This is a genomic window from Asanoa sp. NPDC049573 (assembly GCF_040676615.1).
GTDB lineage: Bacteria > Actinomycetota > Actinomycetes > Mycobacteriales > Micromonosporaceae > Asanoa.
Genome location: NZ_JBFAPI010000005.1, coordinates 421,097 through 440,117, shown reverse-complemented (window position 1 = coordinate 440,117; position 19,021 = coordinate 421,097). Strand labels below are relative to the sequence as shown.

The window sequence follows — 19,021 nt, the reverse complement described above, 5'->3', positions numbered from 1 at the left end:
ATGGATCCTAGACGCGGGGCAGCGCACGGAGCCATTGATCACTTACCGTGCGTTCGTGCGTATGAAACAGAAGATCGCTGTCCTCGTCGCCGCGCTGGCCGGTGCGCTCGGCACCGTCGCCGTCGCGTCACCCGCGGCCGCGGCGATACCGACGATCACCGGCACCGCCGTCTGCGACGCCGCGGCGAGCAGTTGGACCGTGACCTGGACGATCCTCAACCAGGACGAGACACCGACCCCGATCGACCAGGTGGTGCTCACTCCGGGCGCGCCGGTCAGCACGTTGACCGGCATCGCCGCGGGTGACGTCATTCCGGCGAAGTCGGCCGGCCCGCTGACCGCCACGTCCGTCGTGCACAGCTACGCCACCGACCAGGCCGTCCTCGTCCTCAAGTTCCGCAGTGGCCAGTTCGCGACCAGCGTGGCGGGCACGGTGAACCTGACCGTCTGCGGCAACCCGATCCTGCCGACGGCCACGTTCCAGTCCCGCTGCGACGACCTGCTCGTCACCGTCGGCCTGCCCGCCGGTGGCTACCCGGTCGACGTCGACGTCTCGGGCACGAGCCTGTTCTCCCAGACCCTGCACCTGCAGCCGGGCGCGCCGGCCCAGTCGGTCGCGGTGCCGTGGCAGTACGCCGACCCGGCCACCGTCGCCATCCGTGCTGTCACCCAACTGGCGACGGCCCGATGGGTCAACCCACCGTCCTGCCTGCCCGCGTCGCTCGGCGCGTTCCAACTGTTCGCGCAGTCCAACTCCCGCTACGTCCGCGCGACGACCGAGCACTCGCTGACCGCGGCGGCGCTGGGTGGGCACGAGGCCGACACCACCTTCGAGTTCTACGACGCCGGAGCCGGTGACGTGGCCATCCGCGCGACCGACCGCGACCGGTTCCTGACCGTCTCCGCCGAAACCGGCCTGGTCGAGCCCAACGCCCGGCGGATCCTCGGCGACGGCGAGAAGTTCCGGATCACCACCAACTCCGACGGCACGGTGAGCCTGCGGGCCAAGGCCAACGCGAAATACCTGACCGCCGCCGCCAACGGCGCGTCGCTGGTGGCCAGCGGGGGCGCGATCACGGCGACGGAGAAGTTCACCCGCTACGCGCCGCTGACCGGCCCGGGCCCGCTGCTCGCGCTCGTCAACGGTCGCTACGTGACGGCCGAGTCGGCCGGCGCCAAGCCGCTGATCGCCAACCGCGACTCGGTCGGCCCGTGGGAGCAGTTCCAGATCGAAGACCTCGGCGGCGGCCTGGTGGCGATCAAGGCACTGGTCAACGGCAAGTACGTGTGCGCCGACAACTACGGCCGCTCACCGCTGATCGCCAACCGGGCCACGGCCGGTCCCTGGGAGACGTTCCGCCTCGTCACCAACGCCGACGGCTCGATCAGCCTCCAGGCGACCATCAACAACATGTACGTGACGGCCGAGTCGGCCGGCGCGAAGCCGCTGATCGCCAACCGGGCCACGGTCGGCCCGTGGGAGAAGTTCCACGCCCCGTTCTAGGACACGATGGACGCGCGCCGGGCGAGCACCGCATCCGCGATCGCCCGGGGCGCGGTGTCCGGGTTGCCGGCCTGGTAAGGCGGCCGCGGGTCATACTCGTGCGCGAGCTGGATCGCCTGGGCCACCGCGTCCCCGGCGATCCGGCCCGCGAGCGCGAACGCCATGTCGAGCCCGGCCGACACCCCGGCCGCGGTGACGTACTTGCCGTCGAAAACCACCCGGTCGCCGATCGGGATGGCGCCGTGGTCGGCCAACCGGTCGCGCACCAGCCAGTGGCTGGTCGCCGGGCGACCGGTCAGCAGGCCCGCGGCGGCCAGCAGCAGCGAGCCCGAGCAGACCGACGCCGTCCAGGTGCTGTGCGCGTCGACGGTTTGGATCCAGCGCCGCACCGGGCCGTCGCCCATCAGCGCGTTCTGCCCGGGGCCGCCGGGCACCACGACGACGTCGGGCCGGGTCACCTCGGCGAGGCCGGCAAAGGCGACCAGGTGCAGGCTGCCCACCTCGTTGACGACCGGCCCGGGCCGCTCGGCGACGAACACCACCGACGCGCCGGGCAGGTGGCTGAGCACGTCGTAGGGGCCGACGGCGTCGAGCGCGGTGAACCGGTCGTACAACAAAATGGCGATCTGCACGGACTTCTCTCCTTCAGGCGAGCACGTGGGCGTCGAGGGCGGCCCGCAGCAGCGGCTCCGGGTCGTCGGCGCCGGTGGCGAGTTGCAGGCTCCCCCAGCTCCAGAGTTGGGCGATGCCGTGCAGGTTGGCCCACAGCGCGCCGGCGACCACCCGCGCTGGTGCCGCCGATCGCGGGCCGGCCTCGGCCACCAGGTCGGCCAGCCGGGCGAACAGCGGCAGGCTGGTGTCGCGCAGGCCGAGGTGGCCGCTGGCCAGCAGGTCGTGCCGGAACATCAGTTCGAACATGCCGGGGTTGGCCCGGGCAAAGGCCAGGTAGGCCCGGGCGAGCGCCATCAGCTGATCGCCCGGCGGCCCGGCCGGCACGCCCGCGACCTGGGCGGTCAGGTCGGCGAATCCCTCCCGGGCGATCGCCGACAGCAGCTCCAGGTGGGTCGGGAAATAGCGGCGCGGCGCGCCGTGTGAGACGCCGGCCCGGCGGGCGACCTCGCGCAGCGTCAGGGCCGACAGCCCTTCCCGCGCCAGCAGCTCGACGCCGACCCGCACCAGCTTGTCGCGCAACCCGTCGTCGCCCATAGACAGTGTCTACCAGAGCGGCGTAGACACTGTCTACAGCTGGAATGCCGATGTCGGAGGTGACCAGGTGCCCGCCGGGCCGCAGCACCCGGGCGAACTCGGCCGTGCCCGGCCGCGGCGAGCAGCGCCGCGTGCCGCCCGGTGCCGCAGGCGGCGTCGAGCGCGCGCCCGGCCGGCAGCCCGGCCAGAATCCCGCGGACCACCGGCTCCTCGACGTCGATCAACGGGTTGCCGGGCTCGTCGTAGGTGCGCGCCCAGATCCGGTAGCCAGCCACGGTGTCGGTCTCACCGACATCGTCGCCGGCACCGAGCGCGCCCCGCTCGTCGGCGGCCAGGATGGCCCGCACCTCGGCGAGCCGGTTGGCGACGAACGCGGCGTCGAACTCCCCCGCGAAAGCCCGGTGCAAGGCGAGCCCTTCCATGCCGAGCAGGAACGCGGCCGGGTTCCGATACGCCATGCCGGCACGCTAGTGACGGCGGGCTCCGGAAAGCGAACCGATTTCAGCGCAGTTCGTAGACGAACACGCGGCCGTTGTCGTAGCGGAGGTTGGCCAGCACCCGCAACTCCGGTGACTCCTGAGCGACCTGGCGGTCGGCGACCAGCCAGCGGACGCCGTCGTCGTTGGCCAGCGCGGTCAGCGACGCCGCCGTGGGTGTGGTGAACGCGGCGTCGTTGCGGGTCAACAGCGCCGGGTCCCAGAACGCCCACGAGCCTGACTCCGACACCCGCGGCGCGAAGGCCCAGCCCTCGACCAGCACGCGGCGCTCCGCGTAGGCCGAGAGCCAGAACGACCGCGGGTCGCAGTAGGCGTCGGTCGGCGCGTTGATGCAGTGCGCGTTGGTGGCCACCACGTCGGTCGGCGCGCTGTGGTCGCGCAGCCAGCGCGCCGCGTCGACGCGCGACTTGGGCAGCGAGATCGTCGCGTACGCGCCGCCGTTGGGGAACCGCTCCGACTTGCGCATGTCCATGATCAGACCGGGCGCGCCGACCACCAGGATCGCCGTCAGGGCGACCACGCCGCCGGTGCCGCGCAGCGCCGGCAGCCAGCGGCTCAGCGCCGGCCAGAGCGCCGCCACCAGCAGGCCGATCGCGGCGAGCACCAGCGACCAGCGCAGCAGCGGGGTCAGCGGGTCGATCGCGCGCGGCGGCACCGACGCCTCGGCCGGGCCGGCCAGCCGGAACTGGGCGATCACCAGCACGATCGCGAACGCGAGCGTCTCCACGGCCAGGAAGACCCGGCCGGCACGGGAGAGCTTGGCCCGGTCGTACACCATCGCGAAGCCCCACGCCGACAGCAGCACCGCGAAGGTGAAGCCGGATCGGGTGAAGTACTGGTTGCCGTCGCCGGGCTGCTTAACCATCAGGTAGATCAGCGGGCCGCCCACGCCGCCGGCCAGCAGGAACACCTGGGTCGGGTCGAGCCGGCCGCGGCGCAGCCAGAGCAGCGGCACGATGCCGGCCGTGCGCAGTTGCATGTTGACCAGGAACGCGAACACCACCGTGACGACCGCGAGCCAGGTCGGCCCATCGGCCGGGGTCCAGAACCGCTCGAAGCTCCAGAACGGCTCGGGCGTCACGCCGTACGCCTGGAACCGGAACAGCACCGCCATCGCGAAGAGCTGGGCCGCGGCCGTCAACAGGCCGAGGATCAGCAGCGTCCACGGGATCCGGCGGCGCACCGCCAGCACCACCACGAACGTCACCAGCAGGGCGACCGCGACCACCGGCAGCGAACTGGCCTTGGCACCGCTGGAGGCGAGCAGCAGCAGGAACGCGAGCACGAAACCGGCGCGCCCGAGCGTGCCGGTGAGCAGCGCGCAGACCACGCCGATCAGCGCGATCAGCAGCACCCAGGAGTAGATCATCGACATGCCGTGCCAGATGACGAACGAGCTCTGGGTGCCGAACGGCATCGAGACGGGGTCGGTGAAGTTGGTCTCGCCGACCACGAAGAACAGCGCCGCCGCGACCGCGCCGACCAGCGCCCGCCCGCTGAGCCGCCAGCCGACCACGGCGGTGAGCAGGATCGCCAGCGCGCACAGGAACGGGATCGCCAGCCGCAACGCCACCACCGGCAGGTCGATCCCGGCGATCATGCTGGTCGACGCCATGTGCGCGTAGCCGAACCAGTGGTAGAACAGCGGCTCGCCGGCGACCTGCGGCACGTGCAGCGGGAACTGGTATTTCGCCTCGCCCGCGAGCGAGAGCTGGTAGGCCAGGTCGAGATACTGCCGGGTGTCGTCGGACGTGGGCAGGATCGGGTTGCGCTCGAGGAACGTCGACGACAGGTAGGTGGTGAAGAACGCGACCGCGCCGCCGACCGCCCACGAGAAGCCCAGCGGCGCCGGGGTGTAGCCGCCGCGCACCACGAAGTGCCGGCGCAGCCGGGGCACGGCGCCGAACAGCGCGACCACGACCAGCGGCCAGGCCCACAGCACGCCGCGGATGTCGAGCACCGAGACCAGCGTCCAGGCCGGCAGTTCGAGCACCAGCCCGACCGCGGTGCCCATCGCCAGGTCGTCGACCAGCGAGTGCGGCGTGCGGCGCAGCGCGCGGTAGACCAGCGTGCCCGGCAGCATCAGCGCGAGCGCGAGGTAGAGCGCGTACTTCACCAGGTCGAGAAGGGCGGTGTCCGCGGCGGCCAGGACCGCCGCCATGTAGAGCACCGTCGCGACAAAGGGCAGGAAACGCAGGAGGGGATACGCGCGACCGCGTTCGCCGGCTGCGGAGGAGACCGACGCGGCCGGGGCAGGCGCCGGAACCGGCGGCCGGGCGGCCGGTATGGCGGGTGCGTTCTCCTCGGCCCCCGCGGGCGCGTTCGACTCGGCCCGCGGCGACGCGGGCTGCTCGGCGGGCGCGCTCACCGGAGGCTGTCGGCCAGCACGGCCGGGTCGTCGTCGGTACCGGCGCGGCGTTGTTCCGGTGTGGCGCCGGGATCAGCGGGATCGCCCGGATCGCTGTCGGTCGCGATGAAGTAGGCCGGCCGGGCCTGCACCGCCGTGTAGATCCGGGCCACGTACTCGCCCAGCAGCCCCAGGCAGAGCAACTGGACCGCGCCCAGGAAGAGCACGGCGACCAGGATCGACGGCCAGCCGCTGACGGTGTGGTTGGACACGAACGCGGCGATCACCGCGATCACCAGCAGCCCGCAGACCGCGACGCCGAGCAGGCCCAACCAGGTCGCCACGCGCAGCGGCGCGGCCGAGAAGCTGGTCACGCTGTCGGCGGCGAGGGCGAGCATCCGGGAGAACGGGTATTTGGTGCGGCCGGCCGCGCGTTCGGCTCGCAGGAAGCGCACCTCGCCGCTCGGGAAGCCGAGCCAGGGCACCACCAGGCGCAGGACCGGGCTGCGCTCGGGCAGGTCGCGCAGCGCCTCCACGGCCACCCGGCTGAGCAACCGGAAGTCGCCGGCCTGCGCGGGCACCTGCTTGCCGACCAGGCGGCGCATCATCCGGTAGTAGGCGCCGGCGGTGAGCCGCTTGAACGCCGTATCGGAACTGCGATCACCGCGTACGCCGTAGACGATGTCGAGGTTCTCCGACCGGGCCAGGGCGAGCATCTCCGCGATGGTCTCCGGCGGATCCTGCAGGTCGGCGTCGATGCTGACGACATACGCGCCGCGGGCCCGCATCAGGCCGGCGATCAGCGCCGCCTGGTGGCCGCTGTTGCGACGCAGGCGGATCACCCGCAGTTGCGGCCAGCGCTCACGCAGCCCGCGCAGGGCGACCGGCGTCGCGTCGGTGCTCCCGTCGTCGACGGCGACCACCTCGTAGGGCTCGGCCAGCCCGTCGAGGACGGCACGCAGCCGCTCCGCGAGCAGCGGCAGCACGCCCTCCTCGTTGAACATCGGCACCACAACGGAGAGTGCCGGATCCTGCTGGCCCATCGCGCCCGTGCTCCCTCCGTGCTCCGAACGGGGGAACCGTATCAGGCGCGGCGGGGTAAATCAGCACACGCTACGGGGCAAACCGGGCACAGCCACCGGGGACTTACCCATTGGCTTCTGCTTTCCGGCCAGCACCCGGGCGAGCGCCTTCAGCGAGTCGGGCGTCGACGAGTAGGTCGCGACCAGGGTCGGCGACTTGGCGCCGGCGAGGACGTAGGGCGTGTCCATCGCGACCGTGACGTCGGCCTTCGGGTTGAGGTCGCCCGGACCGTCGCCGTAGCCGACCAGGTGCACGACCCGGCCGCCGCTCGGCACGACCTGGACGCCGGCGCTCCTCAGCGCCTTCTCCAGGGTCGCCTTGCTGGTGTCGCGACCCGGCGAGGTGCTCACCGAGACCGGACCGGTCAGCGGTGCCGCGCACTGGCCCTTGAGCTGCGTGACCGCCGCGCTCGACAGGCCGCTGGCCACGTCGAGGTGGGACTGCGCGGCGAGCACGTTGTGGTCGGGGCCGGCCTGCGCGTCGGCCAGTGAGAACCGCAGCGTCAGGTCGCGGGTGACGGCCTCGACCAGCCGGTCCTTCTTCAGCGAGCCGTCGTGCAGCCCGCTCAGCAGGCCGTTGTAGGCACCGTCGACGCTCGGCGGCATCAGCAGCAGGTCGTTGCCGGCGTTGAGGGCGCGGACGGCGGCCTCGCCGGCCGGCCACTTCTCGGCCGGCTCCATGTTGAGGGCGTCGCTGACCACGACGCCCTTGAAGCCGAGCTGGCCGCGGAGCACGTCGACCAGCGCCTTGTGCGAGAACGAGGCGGGCACCCCGGGCTCGATCGACTTCACGTCGAGGTGGCCGCTCATCACCATCTGGGCGCCCGCGTCGATGCCGGACTTGAACGGCACCAGGTCGGTCTTGTCGAGGTCGACCTTGGTCTTGCTGATCACCGGCAGGGCGGTGTGCGAGTCGGAGGCGGTGCTGCCGTGCCCGGGGAAGTGCTTGAGCGTGGCGGCGACGCCGGCCGACTGCAGGCCCTTGACCGAGGCGGCGACCTGGCTGGCGACGGCCTTCGGGTCGCCGCCGAACGAGCGGGAGCCGATCACGCCGCCGTCGGAGGTGCCGAGCACGTCGGAGTCCGGCGCGAAGTTGACGTTGAGCCCCATCGCCCGTAGCTCGTCACCGGCCACCGACCAGCCCTGTTGGGTGGCGCCGGGCTGGTTCGCCGCGCCGAGGGCCATCGCGCTGGGCAGCAGCGTCACGCCGCTCTTGATCCGGGTGACCGCGCCGAACTCCTGGTCGGTGCCGATGAAGATGGGCGCCTGGCCGCCGGCCGCCTTCTGCAGCCCGCCGGTCAGGGCGGTGATCTGCTTCGGATTGTCGACGTTGGTGGTCGCCTGGTTGGTCGCCGTCGGGTCGTCGGCGGAGAAGCCGACCAGGATCAGGCCGCCCAGGTGATATTTCTGCAGCATCTGCGCGGGGGTGTCGACCTTGGCGAGCTTCTGGTTGCCGGCCGCCGACCCCGCGCTGACGTCGGTCGCCGAGCTGCCGTAGGCGTAGGGCATCAGCACCTGACCGGCCAACTGCTCGTCGGAGAGCGTCTTGACCAGGGCCGCGGCGCGGCTCGCGGGGTCGCTGCCGGCGGTCGGGCTCGGCGCGGGCGCCGTCGCGGCGGCCGACGGTGACGAGGACGGTGCTGCCGCGCGGGGCGCCTGCTTGCCGCACGCGGTGATGGCCACGAGGATCGCGGCCACAACCGCGGCGAGAAGTAACGCGAGGCGGCTCCGGGGGGAGGCCATCGAGCAATCATGGCCAGCCCGGCATGGAATGAGCAAGTGAAGCCGGCAATACGGTCGGTTCGGAATTCGCACGAAGCAGCAGCCCCTGGTCGGCGGTGGTGCGGGGTGGGCGGTTTCGAGGTCGTCCGATCAGCCCACGCGGGTGAGCAGGGTCACCGGCGCACCGTCGCCGGCATAGCGGTAGGGCTCCAGTTCGGCGTCCCAGGCGGTGCCGAGGGCCTTGTCCAGGGCGTGCTGCAGCGCCTCCGGGGCGCGCGAGCTCGCCATGATGGCCCGGAGCCGGTCTTCGCCGAGCTGGATGTCGCCCGCGACGCCGGCGGTGGCCCGGAACAGGCCGCGGCCGGGCACGAACATGAAGCGTTCACCGTCACAGCCCGGGCTGGGCTCTTCGGTGATCTCGAAACGGATCATGGGCCACTGCCGGAGGGCAGCAGCCAGCTCCGCGCCGGTCCCCGCGCGCCCGGTCCAGCTGCACTCGGTGCGGCGGGCACCCGGATCGACGGGCTGCGCGCTCCAATGCAGCGTGACCGGCGCGGTGAGGACGCGCGCGATCGCCCACTCGACGTGTGGGCACACGGCGAGCGGGGTCGAGTGGACGTAAACGACGCCACGCGTTGGCACGGTGACCTCCCGAAGACCCGAGGTGCGTCTTCCCCTACGACCTCGATCCACGAGCAGTCAGCAATCATGATGACTCCTGGGGCCGATGTTGCGCCAGGGAATCGGAAAACTGGTTGGGACGATTGGTCCGGAAGGCCGATCCACCCACTGGTGTACTCTCAACTGGGCCCCTCCGGTCCATTTCTTGTTTCCGCGCACTTGCAAGGAGTCCCCCCGTGGCGAGCAACACCTCCAAGACCGCGCGCGCGTCCGTCCGGGCCGGCCAGGCCGGTGCCGGCGGCGCTCTGAGCGTGCTCGGCGAGTTCAAGTACCTGATCCCGCTCAACAACGGGAAGTTCGTCTACGTCCGCAATCTGACCAACGGCAAGACCAACCACCTGCGCACCGACTCCGACGCCTTCGTCGAGGAGATCAAGGTGCTGGCGGGGGCCGGTCACGCGGCGAAGATCCGCGCGGAGATCAACGGCCTGGCCGAGGCGTTCCCGGGGCACGGTTGGGACGTGACCGAGAAGCGTCTCGTCGACGCGGGCGTCTTCGAGGCCTGAATCACCACATAGAACGCCCCGGCGGTGCCGGGGCGTTCTTTGCTCCTTCCTCCTGGAGCCGGCCGGCCGGCCACGGCCACGCCTAGTGCGAACCCGAGTTGGCGGAACGTGTTGAGCGCGCCACCGGGCATCCCGCTGCGTTCCGGCGGCACCGCGACGAGCACCGCCGACGACAGTGCCGGCAGGACGGTGCCGACGCCGACGCCGACGGCTGCCCTGGCCCGCGACGGCCGCCTGGGCTACCCGGAGTTGGCGGCGGCGACCGGCTGGGGCGAGACGACGGTCCGCCGGCGCCTCCAGGACCTGACCGCCTCGGGCGCCCTGTTCTACGACGTCGACGTCGACCCGGACGTGCTCGGCTTCCGGGCCCGGGTCCTGCTGTGGCTCTCGGTGGCCCCGTCCCGGTTGGCGGCGGTGGGCGCCGCCCTGGCCGCGTCGAGACGGCTCCGCTGGTCCGCCACGTCAAACAGTCCGGCGCGGTCGCCACCCCACCACCCGCCCGCCGCGAGCGCGCCTAACAGCACCACGCACCGCCCGCCCGATCCCGCGGCGAGCCGCTAACCGCTGGTCGACCGCGGCCGGGCTGCGGCCCTCGGCCACTGCGCGTCACGCGTAAGCCCGATCCCGGCCCCCTGGCCGCCGGCGCCAGCGGGCGGGTCGTGCTTCGTCGGCGTGTCGTGGCAGCGCGCGAGGTCGTGTGCGGGCGTACATGTTTTGGCATGTGTGTACATGCCAGAACATGTGGCGCGTGGGGAGATGACCCCGCCCGGGGCGGTGTCTGGGGTGGCCGGCGACCAACGGCACCCAGGCGCAGCTCGGGGACACGCTCCGGCCGGTCAGCGGCGCCGCCGCCGCTGCCGTAGCGTGCTTTCGACGAGCGCGCGTCATATGCCTGGGGAGGACGACATGCGGTCTGGTGGACGACTGGCGGTTGCGGTCGCGACGGTGCTGGGTTTCCTGGTCCTGTCCGGATCGGCCGCCCAGGCCGCTTACTACAACACCTACAGCGACATCGCCAGCATCCCCAATACGAGCTGCTGCACGGGGGCGCAGGGGTTCGCCGCCGGATCGACCTACCTCTACTCGATCAAGAATCACACCAACTACGACGACGTGTCCGTCATCTACCGCATCCACAAGACCACCGGTGCGCGAGTGCTGATGACCAACGGCACCAACAACACGTCGACCAACCCCTGGCTCGGGCACGCGAACGACATGACGATCGTCGACATCGACGGCCAGCACCACATGTTCGTCGTCACCATGAACGCCACCGGCGCCCAGCTCGTGCGGCTGCGCTACGACGGCACCACCTACTACCACGCGGGGTCGTACCAGCTGCGCCTCGACGGGGCCGTCGCGGCGCCGTCCGGGATCAGTCGGGTCTCGGTCACCAGCACGACGATCACGTTCATGTTCAAGAGCGGCAGGACGGTCTACAACGGCAGCCTTCCGTTGCGCGCCTCCTCCGGCACCATCGATTTGACCCGGGCGTTCGACCTGCAGGTCGAGGGCGCCCTCGTCAACGGCGCCCCGGTGCCCGACCTGACGACCTTCCTCAACCAGGGCTTCTTCTACGACGCGACCAAGAAGGTCCTCTACTACCCGCTGACCAAGGACAACCGCAGCATCGTGCTCGTCTACCGCAACGTGTCGCCGGCCACGACAGGCACCGCGCCCGCCGCCACCGACCTCTCCTTCCGCATCACGTCCTCGGCGTACTCCACCTTGTTCGAGATCGAAGGCGTCGGGATCAGCGACGGCAAGCTGTACTTCAACACAAACCGAGCGAACGCCAGCGGCGCCAATGACGCGGTCCACGTGTTCGACGGCTACGTCGCGGCCTAGCGCGTCTTATTCCGGGACCGGTTCGACGCTGAAGACGTACTCCTGGCCTGGGCGGTATGGGGATTCGAATTCGAAGTTCTCGAACGACACCCCGCCGGGGATTGGTGAGGTGCTGGCCCAGTAGCACGCTCGGCCGTTGACCAGCACCTCGAGATCCGGGTCCGGGTCCGGGGCCCGCCACGACTGCGCGGCGGCGCGACCCACGTAGCGCCAGTGCGCCGCGGTGCCAGCGGCGTAGGTCGCGGTGGCCGGCTCGGCCTCGTCCGTGGTCGCCGTGACCACCGCGCACCCGTCCGGGTCGCGGCGCAGAGCGGCGAGGCCGAACCGGGCGTGCCTGGTGAACCCGTCTCCGCTGAACCCCGGCCACAGCTCGCCCGGCGTGACCGTGCGCGCGGCCAGCTCCAACCGTCGTAACCTGGCCCAGTTGCCCATGGTCGCGGTCAGCGTGAGGTGGGCGAGCGCGACGGAGTCGGGATGGTGGAAGCCGGCGACCGCCACCTCGTGGGGTCGGTCCGGCCGGAACCGGATGCGCACGTACACGTGTGCGCCGTTGTCGAAGCGCTCGACCGGTAGGTAGACCGTCAGGCCCGACGGCCCGAGCACCCCGGGCGCCGGGGACGCGGCGAAGTCGGCGGTCGGCGCGTCAGCGCTACCGATCCGCTTGCCACGCACCTCGTCGAGCCCGCTCCATTCCAGCTCCGAGAACCCGCGTTCGGTGGCGCCGACCGGCGTCGGCTCCACCGCGATGAAGTTCACGACGCGCTGCGGGTCGTCGTTGAGGTAGGGCGCATAGACGCGAAGCAGGCCACGCGGCCCGGGCAGCGGCGACAACCCGATCTGGAGTCCACCGGCATGACCCCACCGCGGCTGATCACCCGGCCCGGGCCGGATCCAGTCGGGCATCAGAGGTCGACGTCGCCGCAGAGGTGCACGGCCAGGCCCAGCTCGCGGAACAGCGCGGCCTTGGCCAGCAGCGCCCGGTCCGCGCCCCCGGCGTCCGGCGCGTAGGCGACCTGCACGTGGTTGGCCTTGTGGCGGGCCATCAGCTGGTCGCGACCGACACCGTGGAGCACCGCGTGCATGATCGGCCACTGCGGCGTGGTCGCGTCGAGGCGGCGCCGGGTCTCCTCGGCCGGCAGCTCGGCCACGTGTCCGCGGCCGATGTCGACGTGCAGCGCGCCGCCGGCGATGTAGACCCGGGACCACACGATGTGGCCGGGCTTGGAGATGCCGGACAGCGTCCCGCCGCCGAGCGGGAAGTACATCGGCGGCTGCCGCATGCTGTAGCTGTTCTGGTAGCCGCCGTTGTGTGCGGCCGGCACCGAGCCGGAGATCTCGAAGACCCAGACGAACTCGCCGTCGTACTCGTCGCCCCACCGGATGTCGTGCAGGGTCGTCTCCGGGTCGAAACCCATCGCCGTCCAGATCCGGTTGGTGACCAGCGCGTCCACCGCCACGCCCTCGTCGACCTCGTTGAAGTGGGGCAGCGGCACACCGGCGTAGAGCTCCCGGGAGCCGTCGCGGCTGAGCACCGGCGGCCGCTCGGCGTTGTTGAGCAGACCCTCGGCCAGGTCGCTCGCGGGTACGGTGTCCTTCAGCCCCTGCTGGTACTGGATGCCGACCGCGTCGAGGCCGAAGTCGTCGCTGATCCGCAACGCGGCGATGTACATCTTGAGCTGGCTGGTCACCTGCGCCTCGGTCAGCTCGGTCGCCTCGTCAGTTCCGAAGTGGAAGGTCAGGCCGCGTTCCTCGAGCCACGTCCGGGCCGCCTTGGCCTCGTCGTCGCCGACGCGGCCCATCTCGGCCACCAGCGCGCTCTGCGAGAGCCGCTCCTTGAAGATGCCCAGCGGGTTGAGCAGCTCGTCGTCGAAGATCGCGTTGTACATGCCCATGCAGCCCTCGTCGAACACGCCGATCACGGCCTTGTCGTCACGCAGCTGCCGGGCCAGTGCCACGCCGAGCTCCACCTCCGGCGAGGCGTCGTCGAGAGCAGGCAGATCCCGCACGTGCGACTCGTCGTGGCGCAGGGCGCCGGTCTCCAGCCAGGTACGCAGGCCGTCGCGCGCCCACGTGTCCGTGAAGCTCTCGCTCCACAGTGTCGAGTGCGCGACGCCGGCCTTGGTCATGCTGGCGCTGAGGTTGAGCAGGCCGACCAGGCCGGGGAACTCGCCGGACCAGTTCGCCACGACCAGGATCGGGCCCCTATGGCTGCGCAGGCCGGCGAGCACGTGGTGGCTGTACTGCCAGACCGCGTCGACGACGACCAGCGGCGCGTCGACCGGGATGTCCTTGAACACCTCGATCCCGTACCGCTGGCTGTCGATGAAGCCGTGACCCTTGTCGGCGTCGTACGGGTGGGCGCGTCGCACGCTCCAGCCGAGGTCGGCGACCGCGGCCGCGAACGCCGCCTCGAGCTGCTGCTGGGCCGGCCAGCAGGTGACGTTGGCGCTGGGCCGGAGGTCACCACTGGCTACGGTGTACACGGTGGATGGCGCAAGCAATGGCCGTCGCGTGGGCGCGGGGAGTTTGTAGCCGGTCATCGATGGACCTCCAGACGATCGTGGTGGGATGCGGTCAACGTCAGTGGTTCGCCCGGGGCCAGGCGCACCGGGCCGGTCGCGAGCGGGCCGAGCCGCGGATGCGCCACCCGCAGCCGGTTGAGCGCCAGCTCCCCGCCCAGCAGCTCGACCTCGGCGTCGTCGTCGGACACTCGCAGGACTCCCCAGCCGGTGCCGGTGGTGAACGGCGCTCGCAACGGCGCCCCCAGCCGCGGCGTGAACGACAGCTCGCCGGTCGGGGCGTGGTAGTCGGCGCCGGTCAGCGCGACGAGCACGCCCCAGCTGGCGAGCGACCGGGCGTAGTGGTTTCCGCACTCCGCCTCGTTCCACGGGTTGCGGCGGTACCCGTCGTGGCGGGAGCGCGCGGCCCGCACCACCTCGAGCCCCTCGTCGACGAGGCCCTCGTAGACCAGGTGGCTGGCTACCTGGTACTCGATGCCCGTCCACACCTCGTCGCTGTAGACGAACGGGATCCGTGGCCGACCGCCCCGCGGCCACGAGCAGAGCACCAGCCCGGCCTCACCGGGCAGCGCATACGTCCGCTGGACGCTGTGGTGGTCGGACAGGTCGGCGCGGAAGTTGTGCCGGTGCACGGCGGCGACCGCGCTGCGGACGTGGTCCCGGGGCAGCACGTAGCCCAGCCCGGCCAGGTGGGCCAGCAGCTGACCGAAGACCTGGTCGGAGAGGCATCCGGTGCCGTACTGGTAACGCCGCGCGTCGACGTCGTCGAGTCGCTGGTCGTAGTACTCGCCGTTGAACAGCAGCGCGTCGACCCGGTCGCGGCCCCGGGCGGCGGCGGCCCGCCACCGCTGCGCGACAGCCGGCTCGCCGAGCTGGTCGGCCATCGCCGCGCCGGCGTGCAGGGCGGCCAGGAACATCGAGTTGGCCAACGAGTTCGGACCGAAGAACTCGATGTCGTACGTGTTGTGCTGCTTGCTGTCGAGCACGCCGTCGTCGTCGCTGTCCCATTCGGTGAACGCGAACTCCAGTGCCCGCCGCACGCCCGGCCAACAGTCACGCAGCAGCTCGTCGTCGCCGCTGAACCGCCACTCCCGGTGCAGGCGCACGATCGCGCCGAGCTGGCCGTCGACGGCCGGGTGGAAGTCCCAGGCCGGGTTGCCGAACACGCTGTTGGCCCGGAAGTTCATCCGCCCGTCGGGCCGCGTCTCGCGGGTGAACTCGGTGTGCCGGGCGTCGCGCTCCAGCGACGGGAAGAGGTAGGCGGCCGCCTGCGCGTAGTTCCACACGTGGGTGCAGGTGCCCTCACAGCTTCCACTGTGGTCGAACGTACCTTCCCAGGCGGCGAATCGGCCGTCGGCCAACCGGAAGCAGGTGTTGCTGCGCAGCGCCACCAGCGTCGCGCTGACCGCGTCGACCACCTCGGCCGGCAGCGAGCTGCCGAACAGGGCTCCGTGGAAGGCCCGGGTCCTCTCCTCCAGGGCCGGCCCGGCCAGCGCCAGGTGCCGGGCGACGGCGACCGCGTCGGCGAACCGGGTGGCGTAGTGGTTGCGGACCACCTCGCCGGCGTTCGTGTTGTCCAGCCCGATGTTGCCCTGCCAGGCCCGCGGCCGGTTGGGGAAGTGCCACGTGAGCAGGAACGTGAAGTCGCGGCTCTCCCCCGGCGCCAGGCAGTGGCTGATCGCCAGCGAGCCGACCCGGAGCCGGGTGAACCAGGAGGGGTACGGCGGCTCGTCGAGCGAGAACACCGTCTCGGGCTCGAGCCGACCGTCGGATCGCAGGTCGTCCCAGAACACCTGCACGCCGTCCTGCCAGAAGCCGGACAGCCACTGGGGCTTGGCGCTGGTGCTCGGGTCGGTGGTGGCGAGCACGACGGTGCCGTGCCGGAGGTCGCTGGGGTCCAGATCGTTGGCGAACTCGACGCCGCGCACCGCGGGCTCTTCGAACCAGGTGTTGCGCGGGCTGCCCGCGTACTCGGGGAAGTGGAAGACGTTCCACCCGGTGATGCCGACCTGGTTGGCCAACGACCCCGCGATGGTGACGTCGACCGGCTCCGGGTTCGGGTTGTGCACGGTGTAACGGAGCACGGCGCCGGGCACGCCGGACGCGTCGGGGTCGAGCGGGACGAGCGGCGTGAACGCGGTCAGGGTGACGTCGACGGCGACCTCGGGGTCGGCGAGGTCGATGCGCAGCAACGGGTACTCGCCACGCATGCGGCTCGACGCGAGGCGGGGCAACCCGGCGAGCCGCCCGGCGTCGTAGCCCTGGTCTCCCTCGTGTGGGCCGGTCAGCGGCCCCTCCAGCACCTTGGTGACCGCCTCGCGCCCGGGTCGCGCGCAACGGATCGCGAAGAACGTGAACGGCAGCCGGGTGCCCTTGGCCGGCCGGTTCATCAGTTCCCAGTCCCGCAGGTCACCGCGCGCGCCGACCGAGACGGTTCCGGTGCCGATGCCGCCGAGCGGGAAGGCGGCGCATCCGGCGTCCGGCCCCAGCGCAGGCCGCGGGAAGGCGCTCACGCGAACGACCGGTGCTGGTGGGCGGCCAAGCGGTGGGCGACCGGCGCGGTGGCCGGGTAGAGATCCAGGTAGAGCTCGTAGAGCTCGTCGTAGGTGGCGCGCAGCCCCGGGCGCGGCGAGACGGTTTCGACGATGGGGTTCCACTCGTCGATGTCGACCGGCGCGACGGCGGCGGCCGCGAAGTACGCGGCGCCCAGGCTCGCGCCGACGGTCTGGGCCGGGATCAGCTGGACCAGTCCGGTGACGTCACTGACGATCTGCGTCCATAGCCGGCCCTGGGCGCCACCGCCGACCGCCACGACCCGGTCGACCCGGCCACCGGCGGCCACGAGCGCGGCCACGTTGTGCCGCACGCCGAACGCGGTCGCCTCGAGCGCCGCCCGGTAGAGGTCACCGCGGGTGTGGCTGACGGTCAGGCCCGCGATGACGCCACGCGCGTCCGGGTCGGCGACCGGTGTCCGCTCGCCGGCGAAATAGGGCAGCATCAGCAGCCCGTTGGCACCCGGCCCGGCCGCGTCGGCCAGGTCGAGCAACCGTCGATAGTCCCGCGTGCCGAACAGGTCCGCGAGCCACCGGGTCACGGCGCCCGAGGTGGCCATGCCGCCGGCGAGGCTGTGCGTCCCCGGCAGCGCGCCGACGGTGCCCCACAACGTCGGCGCGGTCAACGCTCCGGCGACCGTGTTGACGAGGAACATTGTCGTGCCGTACATGAGCATCAGGTCGCCGACGCGGTGCGCCCCTACGCTGATCGCCTCGGACCACGCGTCGATCGTGCCCGCGACGACCGGAATCCCGGACGGCAGCCCGGTCTCGGCGGCCGCCTGCGCGGTCACCGTGCCGACGACGTCGCCGGGCCAGCGCAGCGGCGGCAACGACAGGTCGGGGGCGATCTTCCGCGCCCATGGACGGTGCCAGTCCAGCGCGGCCGGGTCGTACATCGGTGTGCATTGGCTGGCCGAGTGATGGTCGAGGTAGTAGGCGCCGGTCAGCTTCCAGCCCAGCCAGGAGGCGGGCTGGAAGAACAGCCGCGCCTGGTCCAGCACGTGCGGCTCGTGGTCGCCGAGCCAGGCGAGCTTTGGGCCAGCCGCCTGGGTCGAGAGCGCGCAGCCGCACCGCTGCCGGATCGCGTCGGCGCCGCCCAGCTCCTGCGTCAACCGGGCGATCTGCTCGCCGGCGCGGGTGTCGATGCCGTAGAGCATCGCCGGCCGCAACGGCTTGCCAGCCTCGTTGGCGACCAGCACGCACGGCCCCATTCCGCTGACCCCGACGGCGGCGACCTCGAAAGGGCGCGCGGCCGCGGCGGTCACCTCACGGATCAGGGAAACGGCCTCGTCCCACCACCCGCTCGCGTCCATCTCGACGTGGCCGGGCGCCGGACGCGCGACGTCGTGTTCGCGGACCGCGGTCGCCAGAGTGGTCCCGTCGAGCGTGACCAGCACTCCCTTGCTCGACGAGGTGCCGATGTCAACGCCGACCACCGCGAGGGGGTTGAGCATGGGCTAGACCATCGCAGAAATCGATTTCATCGTCAAGGCCCCGGAAACGGCCCCGGCGACGGGTGTCAGGCGCTCGGGACGATCTGGTTTCGCAACACGATCGTGCGCGGCGGCTGGTCGTCTCCGTTGATCCGCTTGAGCAGCAGGTCTGCGGCCGTCACACCGAGGTGCCGGGCCGGCAGGCTCACCAGCGTGACCGCCAGCGGGGTCGGCGAGAAGATCGGCAGGTCGCCGAAGACGGCCATGCCGATGACCGGGGGCAGCATCCCTCGCTCGGCGAGCAGCTGCAGCGCGCCGACGCCCATGAGGTTGTTGGCCACGAACACGGCGTCGGGCGGCTCCGGCAGCTCGACCAGCTGACGCATGGCCTTGTTGCCGCCGTCGACCCGGAAGTCGGCGTAGATCAGGTACTGGTCGTCGTAGTCGAGCCCCAGGCCCGTCACGGCGGCCCGCCAGCCCTCGGCCCGCAGGGTCGCCGTCTCCACGTCACGCGGCCCCGAGACGCAGGCGATGCGGCGGTAGCCCTGGTCGGCCAGGGCCTTGGTGGCGGCCCGGCCGCCGGCGCGGCTGTCGACCATGACCGCGTCGATGTCGTATCCGTGCGGGCCCCGGTCGACCGCCACGATGGGCCGGCCCCGCCGGATCAGCGCGTCGAGGTCGCTGTGGTCGCCCGCCGCGGCCAGGATGACGCCGGCCATGTTCGCGCTCAGCGCGATGTCGAGATACCGGGCCTCCTTGGCCTGGTCCTCGTCGGTGTTGCAGAGGACCACGGAGTAGCCGGCCGCCTGGGCCACGTCTTCCACGCCCCGCGCCAGCGAGGTGAAGAAGGGGTTCTCGATGTCCGGGATGACCAACGCGATCACCTCGGAGTTCTGCAGGCGCAGCGTGCGGGCCACCCGGTTGGGGGTGAAGCCCATCGCCTCGGCCGCCTCCCGCACCCGGCGGGACCGCTCGGCCGAAACGTTCTGCCCGTTGAAGACCCGCGACACGGTCGCCGGCGACACGCCGGCCCGCGCTGCGACCTCGTAAATCGTTGGCATCGTTCCCTCAGGTTCGGTTTGGCCCGCTGAGCGTGTTCCCCATTGTGCGGAACGTGG

General features: G+C 71.7%; 16 protein-coding genes. 4 read left to right on the top strand and 12 right to left on the bottom strand.

Features of this window, described 5'->3' with window-relative positions:
* Nucleotides 1-61: 61 nt before the first annotated feature.
* The gene (locus AB0J74_RS15010; protein ID WP_363448381.1) at nucleotides 62-1,504 is read left to right on the top strand and encodes a hypothetical protein; all 1,443 of its coding nucleotides are present in this window, start codon (nucleotides 62-64) and stop codon (nucleotides 1,502-1,504) included.
* On the opposite strand, the gene AB0J74_RS15005 is transcribed toward AB0J74_RS15010, so the two are convergent.
* The 7 genes from AB0J74_RS15005 to AB0J74_RS14975 all read right to left on the bottom strand — a co-directional run bounded on the left by AB0J74_RS15005 (nucleotide 1,501) and on the right by AB0J74_RS14975 (nucleotide 9,000).
* Complete coding sequence (locus AB0J74_RS15005; RefSeq protein WP_363448291.1) at nucleotides 1,501-2,136, bottom strand: DJ-1/PfpI family protein; 636 nt, start codon at nucleotides 2,134-2,136, stop codon at nucleotides 1,501-1,503. The two genes, AB0J74_RS15010 and AB0J74_RS15005, sit on opposite strands and share 4 nt — an antisense overlap.
* Nucleotides 2,137-2,149: 13 nt before the next feature.
* A complete protein-coding gene (locus tag AB0J74_RS15000) occupies nucleotides 2,150-2,710 on the bottom strand; it encodes a TetR/AcrR family transcriptional regulator (RefSeq protein WP_363448290.1) in 561 nt (186 codons plus the stop codon).
* The gene (locus AB0J74_RS14995) at nucleotides 2,632-3,168 is read right to left on the bottom strand and encodes a hypothetical protein (RefSeq protein WP_363448289.1); all 537 of its coding nucleotides are present in this window, start codon (nucleotides 3,166-3,168) and stop codon (nucleotides 2,632-2,634) included. The genes AB0J74_RS15000 and AB0J74_RS14995 overlap by 79 nt, the downstream gene beginning before the upstream one ends.
* A gap of 43 nt (nucleotides 3,169-3,211) precedes the next feature.
* A complete protein-coding gene (locus AB0J74_RS14990; RefSeq protein WP_363448288.1) occupies nucleotides 3,212-5,575 on the bottom strand; it encodes a hypothetical protein in 2,364 nt (787 codons plus the stop codon).
* On the bottom strand, nucleotides 5,572-6,597 hold the full coding sequence (locus AB0J74_RS14985; RefSeq protein ID WP_363448287.1) for a glycosyltransferase family 2 protein: 1,026 nt from the start codon (nucleotides 6,595-6,597) through the stop codon (nucleotides 5,572-5,574). The genes AB0J74_RS14990 and AB0J74_RS14985 overlap by 4 nt, the downstream gene beginning before the upstream one ends.
* A 60-nt stretch (nucleotides 6,598-6,657) precedes the next feature.
* Entirely contained in the window at nucleotides 6,658-8,379 is a 1,722-nt protein-coding gene (locus AB0J74_RS14980) for a glycoside hydrolase family 3 N-terminal domain-containing protein (RefSeq protein WP_363448286.1), read from the bottom strand.
* Between the two features lie 129 nt (nucleotides 8,380-8,508).
* Nucleotides 8,509-9,000, bottom strand: a complete 492-nt coding sequence (locus AB0J74_RS14975; protein ID WP_363448285.1) for a DUF3145 domain-containing protein — start codon at nucleotides 8,998-9,000, stop codon at nucleotides 8,509-8,511.
* Between the two features lie 215 nt (nucleotides 9,001-9,215).
* Between AB0J74_RS14975 and AB0J74_RS14970 the strand changes: the two genes are divergently transcribed.
* The 3 genes from AB0J74_RS14970 to AB0J74_RS14960 all read left to right on the top strand — a co-directional run bounded on the left by AB0J74_RS14970 (nucleotide 9,216) and on the right by AB0J74_RS14960 (nucleotide 11,396).
* Entirely contained in the window at nucleotides 9,216-9,545 is a 330-nt protein-coding gene (locus AB0J74_RS14970; RefSeq protein ID WP_363448284.1) for a hypothetical protein, read from the top strand.
* A gap of 108 nt (nucleotides 9,546-9,653) precedes the next feature.
* On the top strand, nucleotides 9,654-10,106 hold the full coding sequence (locus tag AB0J74_RS14965; RefSeq protein WP_363448283.1) for an Lrp/AsnC family transcriptional regulator: 453 nt from the start codon (nucleotides 9,654-9,656) through the stop codon (nucleotides 10,104-10,106).
* Between the two features lie 345 nt (nucleotides 10,107-10,451).
* Nucleotides 10,452-11,396 carry a hypothetical protein gene (locus AB0J74_RS14960; protein ID WP_363448282.1) on the top strand — a complete coding sequence of 315 codons (945 nt, stop codon included), beginning with the start codon at nucleotides 10,452-10,454 and terminating at the stop codon, nucleotides 11,394-11,396.
* Nucleotides 11,397-11,402: 6 nt separating this feature from the next.
* Here AB0J74_RS14960 and AB0J74_RS14955 read toward each other — a convergent pair whose 3' ends face one another.
* The 5 genes from AB0J74_RS14955 to AB0J74_RS14935 form a co-directional block, all read right to left on the bottom strand.
* Complete coding sequence (locus AB0J74_RS14955) at nucleotides 11,403-12,299, bottom strand: hypothetical protein (RefSeq protein ID WP_363448281.1); 897 nt, start codon at nucleotides 12,297-12,299, stop codon at nucleotides 11,403-11,405.
* Nucleotides 12,299-13,879 carry a fucose isomerase gene (locus tag AB0J74_RS14950; protein ID WP_363448280.1) on the bottom strand — a complete coding sequence of 527 codons (1,581 nt, stop codon included), beginning with the start codon at nucleotides 13,877-13,879 and terminating at the stop codon, nucleotides 12,299-12,301. The genes AB0J74_RS14955 and AB0J74_RS14950 overlap by 1 nt, the downstream gene beginning before the upstream one ends.
* Nucleotides 13,880-13,932: 53 nt before the next feature.
* Nucleotides 13,933-16,428 (bottom strand): GH116 family glycosyl-hydrolase, encoded by a 2,496-nt coding sequence (locus AB0J74_RS14945; RefSeq protein ID WP_363448279.1) that lies wholly within the window; start codon nucleotides 16,426-16,428, stop codon nucleotides 13,933-13,935.
* A complete protein-coding gene (locus AB0J74_RS14940; protein WP_363448278.1) occupies nucleotides 16,425-17,924 on the bottom strand; it encodes an FGGY family carbohydrate kinase in 1,500 nt (499 codons plus the stop codon). Before AB0J74_RS14940 ends, AB0J74_RS14945 begins: the two co-directional genes overlap by 4 nt.
* A gap of 65 nt (nucleotides 17,925-17,989) precedes the next feature.
* A complete protein-coding gene (locus tag AB0J74_RS14935; RefSeq protein WP_363448277.1) occupies nucleotides 17,990-18,964 on the bottom strand; it encodes a LacI family DNA-binding transcriptional regulator in 975 nt (324 codons plus the stop codon).
* Nucleotides 18,965-19,021 lie beyond the last annotated feature (57 nt).